Here is a 16,037-nt window from a genome sequence, read left to right on the forward strand (position 1 = left end):
GGTCGGGGCGGCACGGCGGGGTCGGTGTGGTTGTGCGGTGCCGGGGTGGTCTCGTCGTGCCGCCGTCGTTTCGTCCGGCCGGGGTGGCGTGGCGGTGCGGCGGGGCGGGATCGGGGCGGCACGGCGGGAGTGGGTGGGGAGTGCTCCCCGGCCCGATCGGGCATCCCGGCCTGCCCGCTTGGTTACTCTGGGGCGGCAGGGACGGCGGGGGATCCCGTCCACGGGGTCGACGAGCGGGTGAGGAGCAGACGTGACACGGGTCGGTGCCGCACGGGCTCGTGCGGTGAGGAACCGCGCGCGCCGGCGCACCGCCGGGGCGCTGGTCGTCGCACTCGTCGCCGGTGGGCTCGGCTACGCCGCGGTCGCGAGCGACGGGACGACCGTCCACGAGGCCGACCTCAACGACGCCGGCGTCTGGGTCAGCTCGGCGGCGCAGGGGAAGTTCGCCAAGGCCAACGTCCCGATCGGCCAGCTGGACACCGGCGTCGCGACCGACGCCGGCGCCGGCAGCGGGCTCGACGTCCTCCAGGACGGCGCGGCCGTCCTCGGCCTCTCGACCGACACCGGTGAGCTGTTCCCCCTCGACGTGCACACCTCGACCGCCGGCGACCCGGCGGCGACGGTCCCCGCGGTCAAGCCGGTCCCGGGCCGCTGGAGCCCGGCCCCGGTCGACCTGCGCGGCGGCACGCTCGCCCTCCTCGACCCGGCGAGCGGCAAGGTGTTCGCCCAGCGGGTCGACCCGCGCTCGGGCACCACGGACCTGCCGGGGGTCGCCACCGGCGCGAAGCCGGTCGCGTCGGTCGGGCGCGACGCGGCGATCGCCGTCGACCTCGGCGGCACGATCCACGCCGTCTCCGGCGCGGACGGCACGGTCACCACGGTCCGGGCCACCTCGACCGGGTTCGGCGCCCCGACGGTCACCCGCTCGGCGCTGCGCAGCCCCCGGCCCGACATCACCGCGGTCGGGTCCACCTGGGTCGCCTACGACGCCGGGACCGACCGCCTCTACACCGCCGACCATCCGGACGGCTTCGACGCCAAGCTGACCACCGACACCTCGCGGCTCGCCGCCCTCCAGGTCCCCGGCCCGGAGGCCGACACCGTCGTCGTCGAGTCGGTGACCCGGGCCGCGCAGGTGCCGCTCGACGGCGGCCTGTCGCCCGGTGGCGTCGTCGTGTCCGAGCAGGTCAACCGCGTGCCGGGCACGACCCTCGTCTCGCGGCCGGTCGTCCTCGACGGCTGCGTGCACGCGGCGTGGGCCGAGGAGACCCAGGTCTTCTACGGCGCGAACTGTGGCCGGGCGGGTGACGAGCCGACCGCCACCCTCCCCGCGGACGGCCCCGAGCCGATCCGCTCGGGCGTCGCCCTGCGCGTCAACCGCGGGCTCGTCGTCCTCAACGAGCTCGACAACGGCGGTGTCTGGGACCTCGAGGACAAGCCGACGAAGATCGACAACTGGGATGCCCTGACCCCGCCCACCCGCCAGGACGACAAGAACCAGAAGAAGGACGAGAACCTCGTCGACGAGGCGGCCGCGCAGCAGCCACCGAAGGCCGTGGACGACGCCGAGTCCGTGCGCCCGGGCCGCACGAGCAAGCTGCACGTCCTCGACAACGACACCGACGTCGCCGGGTCGGTCCTCGCCATCGACCAGCGCGACGTCAGCGCCCCGACCCTCCGGGGTGCCACCGCGACCGTCTCGTCGGACGGCCAGGCCATCGACCTCGCCGTCCCCGCCGGCAGCGAGGGCCGCTCGTTCGAGTTCTCGTACAAGGTGAACAACGGCAAGGCCACCTCGAAGCAGGCCGGCAAGGTCAGCGTCCGCGTGGTGGGCGACGACGTCAACGGCGCCCCGCGCATCCGTCCGGGCGGCGCGAAGGTCGCCCAGCAGGTCTACCCGGTCATCGCCGGCAAGCGGCTCTCGGTGCCGGTGCTCGCCGACTGGCGCGACCCGGAGAACGACGTGCTCGCCGCCCGCGCCGACGTCGAAGGTGCCGTCGTCGACGGCGGCGGCCGGGTCACCATCACCGCCCCGGTCGAGGAGGGGCGCCAGCCGATCGGCTACGTCGTCAGCGACGGTCGCGGCGGGACGACGAAGGGCTCGGTCAACGCGCAGGTCATCGGGACCAGCGGCGACACGAAGTTCGTCGCCCCGAAGACCCAGCCGGACGCCGTGCGCGGTGTCGTCGGCAAGCCGCTCCAGGTCGAGCCGCTCGGCAACGACATCGCCGGCGCCGACCCGGGCGAGCCGGACGCCACCCTCAAGCTCCGCTCTGAGGTGCGTCCGGTCGGTCCGCTCCAGGTCGACACCGACCTCGCGACGGGTACGGTCACCGTCACCGGCAGCGCTCCGGGCACCTACGAGCTGACCTACGCCGCCGTCACCGGAGCCGGCGCGGCCCCCGGCCGGATCCGGGTCGACCTCGTCGCGCCGCCCGAGGGGGCGCCCCCGGTCGCCGTCCCGGACACCTCGACCCTCCACGACCAGGCGCCCGCGATCGTCGACGTCCTCGCCAACGACTACTCGCCGCGCGGCGACGTCCTCGTCACCGCGGCGGTCGAGACCAGCGGCGACTCCGCCTGGCTGCAGCCGTCCATCTACCAGGGCCGCTGGGTCCGGCTCGAGGCCCGCGACCCCGCTCCGGTCGGCGACCAGGGCCGGCGCGGCACCGTCCGCTACACCGTGAGCGACGGCACCCAGCGCACCACCGGCGAGATCGAGGTGCTCCAGCAGGGGCCGCTCGCCGACTCCCTGCCGCTCGTCCAGGACGACGAGGCCACGGTGCGCGAGGGCGACACGGTGAGCATCCCGGTCCTCGACAACGACACGATGGCCGACGGCATCCCGCTGCGGCTCGACCCGGGGAGCGTCAAGGTCGTCAGCAAGGGCGACGCCCAGCGCGCCTTCGCCTCCGGCAACGTCATCCGCTACGTCCCGGAGGCGCAGGGGCTGCGCGCGCCCAGGTTCGTCACCATCGAGTACGCCGCCTACGCCGAGGGCAGCAAGGAACGCGCCCAGACCGCGCGGGTCCGGGTGCAGGTCAACCCCCTCCCGACGCCGCAGCAGGTGAACCAGGCGCCCGTGGCGCGCAGCTTCTCGGCCACCGTCACCGCCGGCGACCCGTTGACGATGACCATCCCGACCTTCGGGGTCGACCCGGACGGCGACAGCGTCACCGTCACCGGGGTCGTCGGCAGCGACGGCGGACCGGTCGACCTCCCCCTCGGTCGGGTCGTCGGCATCGGCCCGACGACGATCCGCTACGAGTCCTTCCCGCTCGCCGCCGGCACCGAGGTCATCACCTACCAGGTCACCGACCGGTTCGGGGCGACGAGCCGGGCCTTCGTGCGCCTCGGCGTCGTCCAGCCCGGCGACCCGCAGCCGCCGGTGGCGGTGCCGGACGAGGTGTTCGCGGCGCCGGGCAAGACGGTGACGGTCAAGCCGCTCGTCAACGACCTCATCGCGCGCGGGGACGTCGTCGACGTGCAGACCGAGGGCCTCAACTCGGCCGCGGACCTCAAGGCGTGGCGGGTGGACGAGGACCACACCGTGCAGACCAGGGTGCCGGAGGACACGACCCAGCTGCACCGCCTCGTCTACGGCATCAGCGACGGCCTCTTCGACCCCTCGCGGGCGAGCATCCTCGTCCGCGCGGTCAAGGGGTACAAGAACCCGCCGGTCGCCAACGACGACGTCGCCGCGCCGAAGCCGGGGGAGACGAGCACCGTCGTCGACGCGCTGGCCAACGACACCGACGTCGACTCCGACCCGGCCACCCTCAAGGTCGTCGACGTCCTCTCCCCGGACGCCACCATCACCCCCGAGGGCCGGGTCTCGGTCAAGGTCCTCGACCACGCCTACTCGGTGCCCTACGTCATCGAGGACGAGGACCAGCAGCGCGCCATGGCGCTCATCCACGTCCCGACCGGCGCCAACGGCCAGCCGTTCGTCGTCGCCGGCCAGGTCGTCCAGATGGACCCCGACTCCTCGAAGACGGTCTCGCTCGCCGACTACGTCCGCTCGCCGCGTGGACGGGTCGTCTCGGTGACGACCGCCGGGACGGTCTCCGCGTCGCCGGCCGAGGACCTCGCGGTCTCCGTCCCCGACAACCGCACCCTCGAGCTGACGAGCTCGAACGGGTACGTCGGCCCGGCCGCGGTGATGCTCGAGGTCACCGACCAGACGGCCGTCGACCAGAAGGACTTCGGCACCGCCTACGTCTCCATCCCGGTGCAGATCGGCCCCAAGGTGCCGCTGCTCCGCTGCCCGGACGGCGCCGTGACGATCACCGCGGGCGGCCTCGACCGGACCCTCGACATCCCGACCGTCTGCCACGCCTGGCTCCCGGTGGGGATGACCCTCGACGACGTCGAGTTCGACGTGTCCTGGGAGCAGGAGGCGGATGCCGACCTGCGCGTCGACGGCCCGGGCAACCGGCGGGTCACCCTCCACGCCGACAAGGCGGCGCAGACCTCCACCGGCCGGCTGCGCATCTCCTCGCGGGGGATGGCCCAGCCGTCCGGCATCGCCGTCCGGGTCCTCGGCGGCGACGCCCAGGCCCCGGCGCGGCTGCGGCCGATCTCGGTCAACGGGCTCACGGAGGGCGAGTCGCGCACCGTCGACGTCTCGGCCTACCTCGACTCCCCGCTGCTCGACCCGACCTGCTCGATCGTCCGGGCGACGGTGGAGTCCGGCACCGGCCTGACGACGTCCTTCTCCGGCTGCGAGCTGACCCTGACGGCCGGGGCGAAGCCCTCCCGGACCGCCTCGGTCGCGCTCGTGGTCAGCGACGGACCGCGGCGGGAGGCCCAGGGCCGGGTGTCGGTGACCCTGCTCGGCCGCCCCGGGCAACCGCGGCAGGTCGCGGCGGTCGCCGACCGTGACGCCGGCGGCCAGGCCCGGGTCGCGTGGCTGCCGCCGGCCTACGACGGCGGGTCCGTCGTCACCTCCTACGTCGTCCGCTGGACCGGCGGCACCTCGGGGGAGACCACCTGCTCGGCCTCGCCGTGCACGGTCACCGGGTTGAAGAACGGCCTCGACTACCGGTTCACGGTCGCCGCGGTCAACGGCATCGGCGAGGGGGAGCCCTCGGCGCCGAGCGCCCCGGTGCGCCCGGACCGGCTGCCCGAGCAGGTCACCGGCGTCCGGATGGTCTCGCGCGGCGACGGCACCCTGACCATCGCCTGGGACGAGCCGGTCAACGAGGGGTCGGCGCTGCGCAAGTACGTCGTCCGGCTCATCTCCTCCACCGGTCAGACCAAGACCCAGGACGTCGCCGCGAGCACCCGGCAGGCGACCGTGGCCGGCTTGGACAACATGGCCGAGCAGGACGTGCAGGTGCAGGCGTGGAACGAGCTCGGCGCCGGTCCGTTCGGACCCGCGGTGACGATGCAGTCGGCCGGCACGCCGCCGGCGCTGCCGGCGCCGGGCATCCAGGCGAGCGGTCCCGGCCCGGCCCAGGACTCGGCGACGCTGACCATCACGTGGGAGCAGGGCTCGCCGAACGGTCCGCCGACGACGCAGTACACGCTCTACCAGCGGGTCGGTGGCGGCGGCTGGACGGTCGCGAAAACGGCGCCGCCCGACCAGCGCTCGGCCACCGTCGTCGTGCCCTACGACGGGCGCACCTACGAGTACACGGTGACGTTGACCAACGGCGCCGGGCTCGAGGGCCCGAAGTCCAACGCCTCCTCGTTCGCGTCCAACGGCGTGCCGAGCAACCCGTCGGTCAAGGCCACGACGCCGGCCGCGGACCGCAAGATCACCCTCACCGTGACCGTCGGCCAGCCCCGGTCCGCCGGCTTCGCGGCGATCCGGTGGTCCGGGGGCGGAAAGTCCGGCACCCACACCTGTGGCTGCGCGCCCGGCTCGCAGGTCTCCTTCGCCGTCGGACCGTTCGACACCTCCCCGACGAGCAACCGCACGATCACGGTCCGGACCGAGAACACGGCCGGCGCGCAGTCGAACCCGGCGTCGGACTCGGCGACCCCGTACGGCGACACCCTGACGCCCACCGGCTTCAACGGCCAGCGCAGCGGTGCGACCGGGGCACGGTGGGACTGGAACCTCCCCGAGAACGGGCGCCCCATCGACCAGGTCCAGCTGGACGGCGCGGTCAACGGCACCTACGGCGGCAACAAGACCTCGCAGACGATCGACCGCGGTCCCGGCACCTACCAGCTCCGCGTGCGCGCCCACTCGGCCGCGGGCTGGTCCTCGTGGACCGGGTTCCAGTCGGTCACCGTCCCGGCGCCGACGCCGAGCGTCGTCAACGTCCACAAGGGACCGAACGCCGTCGACCCGAACGGCATCGGCTCGTGCCGCGTGTCGCCCGGCTGCCCCAAGGTGCTGTTCGACATCAAGGACTTCCCGGGGTCCACGACCTGGTCGGTCACGGTCTTCACCCGGGGCGGTGCCGGCTCGGTCAACTCCGGTTCCCCGCTCAACGTCAACGGCGGTGGCAACGGCTACTCGTGGTCCGGCTACGTCATCGTCGCCAACGGCAACGGTCCGGTGTCGGTGCGGCTCTGCCGTGGAGGCACCTGTCACACCTCGAACCAGGTCTCGTGGTGACCTCCGCCGACCCCCACCTCCCGTCCCGCGAAAGGACTCCCTCCGCATGACCGTCTCGACCGACCAGGCCGCCTGGTTCTCCCAGACCTTCGGCGCCATGGTCGCCAACGTCGACAAGGCGGTGCTCGGCAAGGAGCACGTCATCCGCCTCGCCCTGACGTGCATGCTCTCCGAGGGCCACCTCCTGCTCGAGGACTACCCGGGGACCGGCAAGACCCAGCTGGCCCGGGCGATGGCCGGCACGGTCAAGGGCACGAACTCGCGCATCCAGTTCACCCCCGACCTGCTCCCGAGCGACGTCACCGGCGTGACCATCTACGACCCGAACTCCAAGGTGTTCGAGTTCCACGAGGGCCCGATCTTCGCGACGATCGTCCTCGCCGACGAGATCAACCGCGCCTCGCCGAAGACCCAGTCGGCGCTGCTCGAGGTGATGGAGGAGGGGCACGTCACCGTCGACCGGACCCGGCACTCGGTCGGCGAGCCGTTCATGGTCATCGCGACCCAGAACCCCATCGAGCAGGCGGGTACCTACCGGCTGCCCGAGGCCCAGCTCGACCGCTTCCTCATGAAGACCACCCTCGGCTACCCCGACCACGACGCGACGGTGCGGGTGCTGCGCGACGCCGCGACCCGTGACCGCACGAAGGCGCTCGAGCCGGTCGTCACGGCCCAGGTGGTCAACGACATGGCCGAGCTCGCCGACGAGGTGCACGTCGACGACGCGATCCTCGACTACGTCTCCCGGATCGCCGAGGAGACCAGGCGGCACGTGAACATCCGGCTCGGGCTCTCGGTCCGCGGCTGCCTCGCGTTCGTCCGCTGCGCGAAGACGTGGGCGATCAGCCAGGGCCGTGACCACGTCGTGCCCGACGACGTCAAGCTGCTCGCCCAGCCCGTGCTCAACCACCGGCTCCTCGTCACCGCCGAGGCGCAGTTCGCCGGCGTCACGGTCGGGCAGGTCATCGACCAGATCCTCGCCGAGGTCGCTCCGCCCACGGAGCGCGTCCCCGCATGAGCCGCACCGCATGAGCGACCCCACCGGGCTGCCCGAGGACACCGAGTCGACGGTCCGTCGCTCGGACCTCACCCCTGCGCCCGCGCGCCGCACGGGGGACGCCGCTGCCCGCCCGGTGGACGGCGACGGTGCCACGACCTCGCGGGCCGCCCTGCGCGAGAACGAGTCCGGTGGCGCCCGCCCCCGTGGCCGAGGTGCCGGCCGGGCGACGGGCCGCGGCTCGGACCGACCCGCACGACGCCGGAAGGGGCCGCGCCTCGCCCTCCCGCGGCTGCGCACGACCGGCCCGGGCCGCACCGACGCCCCCGAGGGCCGCGCCGCCCGCCCGTCGTCCCGCACCCGGTCGCGGGCCGACGGCAGCACCCGCACGATCACCCTGCCCCGGGTCCAGGTCCCGAGCGCCCTCACCGACACGGGAGCGCGCATCCTCGTCCTCACCGGCGAGCGCATCCGCCCGCTCGCCGAGCAGACCCGTCGGGTCTGGCACCCCGTCGTCGAGGTGGTGCGCTGGGTCTCCCCGCTCGGGTGGACCGTCCTCGGCGTCGGGCTCCTCTCCTGGTGGCTCACCGCGCGCTACACCTGGCCCGAGCTCGCGATGGTCGCCGCCGCGTGCCTGGTCCTCGTGCTCGCCTGCCTCCTCCTCGCGCTCGACCGCGCCAAGGTGCGCATCCGGGCCGACGTCGAGCCCGCGCGGGTCACCGTCGGCGACCCCGCGACCGGCCGGATCGCGGTGACCAACACCTCGAAGCGGGGGATGCTCCCGCTCCTCGTCGAGCTGCCGGTCGGCCGCACCGCCGCCCGCTTCACCCTGCCGGCGCTCGCCTCGCAGCGCACGCACGAGGAGCTGTTCGTCGTCCCCACGCACCAGCGCGGGGTCGTCCCGGTCGGCCCGGCGACGACGGTGCACGGCGACCCGCTCGGGCTGGTGCGGCGCACCGTGCAGTGGACCGAGCGCACCGAGCTCTACGTGCACCCGCGGACCATCTCGCTCGACAGCCTCGGGGCCGGCCTGCTGCGCGACCTCGAGGGCGAGGTCACCCCCGACCTGTCGATGTCCGACCTGGCCTTCCACGCGCTGCGCGAGTACCAGGCCGGCGACGACCGCCGGTACGTCCACTGGCGCTCGTCGGCCAAGCACGGCCGGCTGCTCGTCCGCCAGTTCCTCGACACCCGGCGCTCGCACCTCGCGCTCGTCGTCGACACGACTCCGGACGTGTACACGAACGGCGAAGACGACGTCGAGCTCGGCATCTCGTGCGCCGCCTCGCTCGCCGTGCGCTCGATCCTCGACGAGCAGGACACCACGGTGGTCTGCCACGGCCAGACCGCGTCCCGCACCACCGCGCCGCTCACCCTCGACGCGCTGAGCCGGGCCGAGGTCGGCCCGCTCGACCTCTACGGCTCGGTCGGCGAGGCGGCCGCGCTCGCCCCGGACGCGAGCATCGCAGTGCTCGTCACCGGCGTCGAGCGCGCCTTCATCCAGGTGCAGCGCACCCTCGACCAGTTCGAGCCCGAGGTCGTCAAGGTCGCGCTCGTCGTCGACCCCGACGTGCCGGTCGGGATCCGGCGGCTCGGGTCCATCGTCATCCTCCACGTGCGCGAGCTGACCGACCTGCGCCGTGTCCTCTTCTCCGGAGCGCTGGCGTGAGCGGCCTCTCCACCGCCCCCGACGGAGCGGCGCCCCCGAGCCTCGCCACCGCACTGCGTGGCGGGGCCGAGCGTCGGCGGCGCACGCGCGACGCCGACGCACCGCCGGTGTGGCGCACCGCCCTCCCCGACCGCGACGCGCTCGTCGACCTCGCGTTCGCGGCCGCGCTGGCGAGCATCGCGCTCGTCGGGCTGCGCACCGGCTTCCTCGGCGTCGAGTGGGTGGTGGCAGCGTGGTCCGGCCTCGTCATCGGTCTCGTCGTCGGCCACCTCGCCGGGGCCTTCCGCTGGATGGCCCTCACGACGCTCCTCGTCCTCGTCGGCGTGTACTTCCTCCTCGGTGGCCCGCTCGCGGTGCGCGACAACCTGGTCGGCGGGATCCTGCCCACCGGGCAGACGTTCGTCGACCTCGCCGAGTGGGCGGTGACCGGCTGGAAGCGGTGGCTGACCCTCCTGCCGCCGGTCGACGCGCGCGGGCCCGTCGTCGCGCTGCCGTGGCTGGCCGGTCTGTTGGGCGGCGCCCTCACCCTCGGCGTGGCCCGGCGCTGGGCGAGCGTGCCCCTCACCGCGCTGGCACCGGTCCTCCTGCTCGCCGGGTCGATCGCCCTCGGGACCCGCCAGTCGGCGGCGCTGCTCCTCCAGGGGGTCGGCTTCGCCGCCGTCCTCGTCGCGTGGCTCGTCGTGCGCGCCCACCGCAGCCGGCCGCCGGTGCAGAACGGCGCCGGCCGCGGCGTGCGCCTCGCGACCGGCGCCGTGCTGGTCCTCCTCGCCCTCGCCGCCGGGGCCTTCGCCTCCCCGGCCCTGCCCGGAGTCTCCGTGGCCGGCACCCGTGACGTCGTGCGCAACCGGCTCGTCCCGCCGTTCGACGTCTCGCAGTTCGCGAGCCCGCTGCCCGGCTTCCGTCGCTACACCGAGCCCAACGACGCCAAGCTCTACGACGAGGTCGTCCTGCGCGTCACCGGCCTGCCCTCCGGTGTGCCCGTCCGCTTCGCCACCCTCGACCGCTACGACGGGCTCGTGTGGGGCGCCGCCGACCGCACCGACGAGGGCGTCCCCTTCCAGCAGGTCGGCTCCCGCATCGCCCCCACCACCACCGAGGGGCGTTCGGTCGACGTGCGCGTCTCCGTGCCGGACGGCGGCTACCGCGGCGTCTGGCTGCCGACCGTCGGCGACCCCACGCGGATCGAGTTCTCCGGTCCGCGGGCCACCGACCTCGCGGACGCGCTCTGGCTCAACACCGACACCGAGACGGCGGTCGTGCCGGCCGGCCTGCTCGGCGGCGAGACCTACTCGATGACGGCGCTCGTGCCCGACCCGCCGGCCACGACCCTCCCGGAGGACCTCGACGTCGCGACCGGCGCCTCGGGCGAGGTGGACGCCGACTTCCTCGACTCGCGCATCGACGCGTGGACCAGCCGGGCGGACGGCGGTGCGTGGTCGAAGCTGCGGGCCTTCGCGACCGCGATGCGCACCGAGGGCACGTACACCGACGGCGGGACCCCGAACAGCTACGAGAAGGTCTACCTGCCCGGGCACGCCGTCTCGCGGCTGACCCGGTTCGTCGGCTCGAGCAAGCTCGCCGGCAACGACGAGCAGTACGCGGCGACCCTCGCCCTCGTCGGGCAGCGGCTGGGCATCCCGTCGCGCGTCGTCATGGGCGCCACCCCGGAGGCCGGCGGTGACGTGCGCGGCAAGGACGTGCACGCGTGGGTCGAGGTGCGGCTCGGCGACGGCTCGTGGTTCCCGCTCGCGTCCTCGACCTTCGTGCCGAGCCGCGACAAGACCCCGAGCGAGCAGCAGCTGAAGACCGAGGAGCAGAAGGTCGGGGCACAGGTGCCGCCGCCGGCCGGGGTCAGCCCGCCGTCCGTGCTGCAGGGCCCGGACCAGGCGCAGAACGCGACCGACGTCACCAAGCGCAAGAAGAATCCCTTCGACGTCACCGCGTGGCCGCTCTGGCTCCAGGTGCTCGCCGGGTTCGCCCTCCTCGTCCTGCTCCTTCTCGGCTACGTGGCCGTGCTGCGCTGGCTCAAGCGCCGTCGCCGCCGCCGGCACGCCACGACCGGGCCGGTGCCCGCGCGGGCGGCCTGGGTCTGGCGCGACCTCGTCGCTGAGTCCCGCTCGCTCGGGGTCGCCGTGCCGCGCGGCGTGACCCGCCGCGAGCAGGCGCACGCGGTCGACGCCGCGGTGGCGCTCGCCGGGGCGCAGGAGAGCACCGGGGCGGAGGGCGAGGCGCGGTACGTCGCACCGCCCGAGGACGTCGTCCCCGCGTCCGCGGTGGCCGCCTCGGTGGACGCCGTGGTCTTCGGACCCGGCGACGGCGACCCGGACGCGACGACCGCGCTGCACGCCCAGGCGGAAGCGGCGCGCACGAGCATCCGCGGTGGCCTGACCCGCTGGGCGCGGTTGCGCTCGGACGCCGACCCGCGCCCGCTGTGGGTGCGGCGCGAGCGGACCGCGCCGGGTGCCGGGTGGTGGCGCCGGCTCCGGGTGCCGAGCCTGCCCCGGCTCGGCCGCGCCACCTCCTGACGCCTCCCGACCACGCGGCGGGTGCGGCGGCGCGCTGTGTCGCGCCCGCTACACCCCAGTAACCCCCCGGGTCACGGCACGTACCGCCGCGTAGCCCCCGATGCGGGGGGGGTCAGCGCTCCTCGTCGCCGGTGATGAAGGCCTCGAGGCGGGCGCGGCCCACGTCGTCCGGGCGCTGCTCCGGCGGGGACTTCATGAGGTAGCTCGACGCCGAGAGCAGGGCACCGCCGATGCCGCGGTCCTTGGCGATCTTCGCCGCGCGGATGGCGTCGATGATGATGCCGGCCGAGTTCGGGGAGTCCCAGACCTCGAGCTTGTACTCGAGGTTGAGCGGCACGTCGCCGAACGCGCGACCCTCGAGGCGGACGTAGGCCCACTTGCGGTCGTCGAGCCACGCGACGTAGTCGGACGGCCCGATGTGCACGTTGCGGTCCTCGGTCTTGCCGGCGAGCGAGCCGGTGAGGTTCGAGGTGACGGCCTGGGTCTTGCTGATCTTCTTGGACTCCAGGCGCTCGCGCTCGAGCATGTTCTTGAAGTCCATGTTGCCGCCGACGTTGAGCTGGTAGGTGCGGTCCAGCTGGACGCCGCGGTCCTCGAAGAGCTTGGCCATGACGCGGTGGGTGATCGTCGCGCCGACCTGGGACTTGATGTCGTCGCCGATGACGGGCACGCCGGCGGCCTCGAACTTCGCGGCCCACTCGGGGTCGGAGGCGATGAACACCGGGAGGGCGTTGACGAACGCGACCCCGGCGTCGATGGCGCACTGGGCGTAGAACTTGTCCGCCTGCTCCGACCCGACCGGGAGGTAGGAGACGAGGACGTCGACCTCGGCGTCGCGCAGGGCCTGGACGACGTCGACCGGCTCGGCGCCCGACTCGTCGATGGTCTGGCGGTAGTACTTGCCGAGCCCGTCGAGGGTGTGACCGCGCTGCACGGTGACCCCGGTGGTGGGGACGTCGGCGATCTTGATCGTGTTGTTCTCGGACGAGTTGATCGCCTCGGCGAGGTCCTTGCCGACCTTCTTGTCGTCGACGTCGAACGCTGCGACGAACTCGACGTCGCGCACGTGGTACTCACCGAAGCGGACGTGCATGAGGCCGGGGACGGTGGACGCCGGGTCGGCGTCCCGGTAGTAGTGGACGCCCTGCACGAGGGAGGACGCGCAGTTGCCGACGCCGACGACGGCGACGCGGATGGAACCCATGGGCTTGCTCCTGGACGGGTGGGGTGGACGGGGACGGTGACGACGGCGGCGGGTGCCGCCGCGCCTACGGCTGGGGGCCGGGGTCGGTGGGGTGGCGCCGCTCGGCGTCGATGAGCTCGGTGAGCCAGCGGACCTCGCGCTCGGTCGTCTCCTCACCGTGCCGCTGGAGGGCGGCGGTGTAGGAGTCGAGGCGCTCGCGGTGGCGGACCGAGCGCTCGTGGAGGCGCTCGAGGTCACCCTCGAGGCGGGAGCGCCGGCCCTCGAGGATGCGCAGCCGCACCTCGCTCTCGGTGCGGGCGAAGAAGGCGAACCGGACGTCGAAACCGTCGTCCTCGTACGCGGAGGAGTCGGTGCGGGCGACGAGGTCGGCGAAGTGCTCCTTGCCGGCGGCGGTCAGCTCGTAGACCACGCGCGGCCGCTTGGCCGAGCGGGCGGCATCCGCCGTCTCGGCGATGAGCCCGCGGCCGAGCAGTGACTTCAGCGCCGGGTAGAGCGTGCCGTAGGACAGCGCGCGGAACGGGCCGAGCGCCTCGTTGAGCCGGCGGCGCAGGTCGTAGCCGTGGGTCGGGCCCTCGTGGAGGAGGCCGAGGACGGCGAACTCGAGGAGCTGGGCGCGGCGGGTGACCACGGGGGCTCCTCTCGTCGGCGTCGGGGGACCGAGGTGACAAACTCGGTCCTTGTCACCTTGACGCTAACACAGGGATATATCGACCCGATACATCAGTCGGGCGGCGGGGACCGGCGCGCAGCGGATGTGAGGATTCCCAGCCGGGGTCGTCATACTGGCCGGTGGGCGCGGCTTCAGGCCGCGTCGTTCCCTGACCTCCATCCCCGGAAGCCCATGACTCAGCGCAGACCCCGCACCCGTGCCGAGGCCAAGCAGGCCCAGGCGTCCCGAGCCGCCGCTCCCGGCAGCCGTCCGCCCGGCCGTGGCGGGAAGGCCGGCGCGAAGGGCGCCGCGCCCCGCTCGCGCCGCCGTGTCTGGCTCCGTCGCATCGCGTGGACCGGGCTCGGCGCCTTCGTCCTCGGGCTGGCCGGCTTCTTCGTGGCCTACGCGCTGACCGACGTGCCGCAGCCGAACGAGATGGTCACGGCACAGGCGAGCATCGTCTACTACTCCGACGGCAGGTCCGAGATGGCCCGGCTCTCCGACGAGGGCGGCAACCGCACCTCGGTCAAGCTGTCGGAGATCTCGCCGAACATGCAGCACGCCATTCTCGCCGCCGAGGACCGCGACTTCTACCAGAACAGCGGGATCAGCCCGAGCGGCATCGCCCGGGCCGTGTGGGTGGCCATCAAGGGTGGGCAGGCGACGCAGGGCGGGTCGACGATCACCCAGCAGTACGTCAAGAACTACTTCCTCACCCAGGACCGGACGCTGACGCGCAAGGCCAAGGAGATCCTCATCTCCCTGAAGATCGACAAGCAGCAGTCCAAGGACCAGATCCTCGAGAACTACCTCAACACGATCTACTACGGCCGCGGCGCCTACGGCATCGAGACCGCCTCGCGCTCGTACTTCGGGGTCTCGGCGAAGGAGCTCACACCGGCACAGGCCGCGTTGCTCGCGGCGGTCATCCGCGGCCCCTCGCTCTACGACCCGACCCTCGGCGACCAGCAGAAGGCAAACGCCGAGTCACGGTCGAACTACATCCTCGACGCGATGGTCGCCAAGAAGTGGCTCTCGCCCGCGGACCGGCAGAAGGCCACCTTCCCCAAGGTGCAGCCCTACTCGCCGAAGCGCCAGAGCGGGCCGGCCGGGTACATCGTCGACCTCATCAAGAAGGAGCTGGTCAGCAAGTACAAGCTGAGCGAGAGCGACGTCCAGCGCGGTGGCCTGAAGATCGTCTCGACGATCGACCTCGCCAAGCAGGTCGCCGCCATCAAGGCGGTCCGAGCCGAGCGTCCCGACCGGGCCGACATCCACCTGGGCCTGGTGTCCATCAAGCCCGGTGACGGTGCCGTCGTGGCCCTGTACGGGGGCGACGACTTCGCCAAGCGCCCGCTCAACGACGCCGTCCAGTCGACGATGCAGGCCGGCTCGACGTTCAAGATCTTCTCGCTCATCGGCGCCCTGCAGGCCAAGAAGGCGAGCACGCAGTCGCGGTTCGACGGGCACAGCCCGCAGTACTTCAAGGAGTTCGCCGACCCCGGAGCCAGCGACAGCAACCAGCGCCGGGGCCGCGTGACGAACTTCGGCAACGAGCAGTTCGGCCGGATCGACCTGCTGACCGCCACCGGGCACTCGGTGAACACCGTGTACGCGCAGCTCAACATCCTCTCGGGTGCCCAGAACACGATGAAGGCCGCGCAGGACGCCGGGGTGCGCTCCAAGCTCACCCCGAACGTCGCCAACGTCCTCGGGACCGACTCGGTGACGGTGATGGACATGGCCAACGCCTACGCGACGATCGCCGCCCAAGGGGTGCGTGCCGAGCCGTACCTCGTCAAGCAGGTGGCCTTCCCCAACAGCGACGTCAAGCCCATCACGGTCGAGCCGAAGACCAAGCCGATCTTCGACAAGGACCTCATGTCCGACGTCATCGACGCGATGCAGGAGCCGGTCAACGGCGGGACCGCGTCGTACGTCGGCCAGAACCTGGGACGGCCGGCCGCGGGCAAGACCGGGACGTCGGAGAACTTCAAGTCCGCGTGGTTCGACGGCTACGTTCCCCAGCTCGGCACCGCCGTCGGGATGTACCGCGAGGACAAGGACGGCGGGCAGCTGGCGATGGAGAACCTCCCGAACATCGGGGACATCACCGGTGGCTCCTTCCCGGCCCGGGTCTGGACGGCGTACATGAAGGTCGCGCTCGAGGGAACGGACGTCATCCCCTTCCCGAAGCCGGCGCACATCAACAAGGACGTCCTCCCGCCGCCCCCGTCGACCACGGCGCCCCCGAGCACCACGGCGCCGCCGACGACCACGGCGCCGCCGAGCACCACCGCGCCGCCCAGCCCGAGTGCGCCGCCGACGCCGTCCTCGTCGCCGTCGCCCTCGATCACCCTGCCGAGCCCTCCGGGCGGGTCGCCGACACCGTCCGGCGGCGCGTCGCCCGGCGGCTGAC

7 protein-coding genes are annotated in these 16,037 nt (G+C 73.2%); 5 read left to right on the forward strand and 2 right to left on the reverse strand.

Annotated features, from left to right (window positions below):
* Positions 1-283 precede the first annotated feature (283 nt).
* Genes PKA89_RS07595 through PKA89_RS07610 form a run of 4 tightly spaced genes read left to right on the forward strand, consistent with a single transcriptional unit; the run spans position 284 to position 11,765 of the window.
* Entirely contained in the window at positions 284-6,574 is a 6,291-nt protein-coding gene (locus PKA89_RS07595; RefSeq protein WP_324418184.1) for an Ig-like domain-containing protein, read from the forward strand.
* A gap of 46 nt (positions 6,575-6,620) precedes the next feature.
* Positions 6,621-7,592, forward strand: a complete 972-nt coding sequence (locus PKA89_RS07600) for a MoxR family ATPase (protein ID WP_324418186.1) — start codon at positions 6,621-6,623, stop codon at positions 7,590-7,592.
* Between the two features lie 10 nt (positions 7,593-7,602).
* Positions 7,603-9,240 (forward strand): DUF58 domain-containing protein, encoded by a 1,638-nt coding sequence (locus PKA89_RS07605; RefSeq protein WP_324418188.1) that lies wholly within the window; start codon positions 7,603-7,605, stop codon positions 9,238-9,240.
* Positions 9,237-11,765, forward strand: coding sequence for a transglutaminaseTgpA domain-containing protein (locus PKA89_RS07610; RefSeq protein ID WP_324418190.1), 2,529 nt, complete (start codon positions 9,237-9,239; stop codon positions 11,763-11,765). Before PKA89_RS07605 ends, PKA89_RS07610 begins: the two co-directional genes overlap by 4 nt.
* Positions 11,766-11,877: 112 nt before the next feature.
* Here PKA89_RS07610 and PKA89_RS07615 read toward each other — a convergent pair whose 3' ends face one another.
* Positions 11,878-12,969, reverse strand: coding sequence for an inositol-3-phosphate synthase (locus tag PKA89_RS07615; protein WP_324418192.1), 1,092 nt, complete (start codon positions 12,967-12,969; stop codon positions 11,878-11,880).
* 64 nt (positions 12,970-13,033) lie between these two features.
* Positions 13,034-13,597: a PadR family transcriptional regulator gene (locus PKA89_RS07620; protein WP_324418194.1), complete on the reverse strand. Its 564-nt coding sequence runs from the start codon at positions 13,595-13,597 to the stop codon at positions 13,034-13,036.
* A gap of 213 nt (positions 13,598-13,810) precedes the next feature.
* On the opposite strand from PKA89_RS07620, the gene PKA89_RS07625 reads away from it, so the two are divergent.
* Positions 13,811-16,036 (forward strand): transglycosylase domain-containing protein, encoded by a 2,226-nt coding sequence (locus PKA89_RS07625; protein ID WP_324418196.1) that lies wholly within the window; start codon positions 13,811-13,813, stop codon positions 16,034-16,036.
* The last annotated feature ends 1 nt before the right edge of the window (position 16,037 follow it).

Source organism: Phycicoccus sp., assembly GCF_035325325.1.
GTDB lineage: Bacteria > Actinomycetota > Actinomycetes > Actinomycetales > Dermatophilaceae > Phycicoccus.

Excerpts from the sequence above, each read along its gene's own strand:
- PKA89_RS07605 (WP_324418188.1), top strand. The coding sequence starts at position 7,603 with ATGAGCGACCCCACCGGGCTGCCCGAGGACACCGAGTCGACGGTCCGT.
- PKA89_RS07615 (WP_324418192.1), bottom strand. The coding sequence starts at position 12,969 with ATGGGTTCCATCCGCGTCGCCGTCGTCGGCGTCGGCAACTGCGCGTCC.
- PKA89_RS07600 (WP_324418186.1), top strand. The coding sequence starts at position 6,621 with ATGACCGTCTCGACCGACCAGGCCGCCTGGTTCTCCCAGACCTTCGGC.
- PKA89_RS07625 (WP_324418196.1), top strand. The coding sequence starts at position 13,811 with ATGACTCAGCGCAGACCCCGCACCCGTGCCGAGGCCAAGCAGGCCCAG.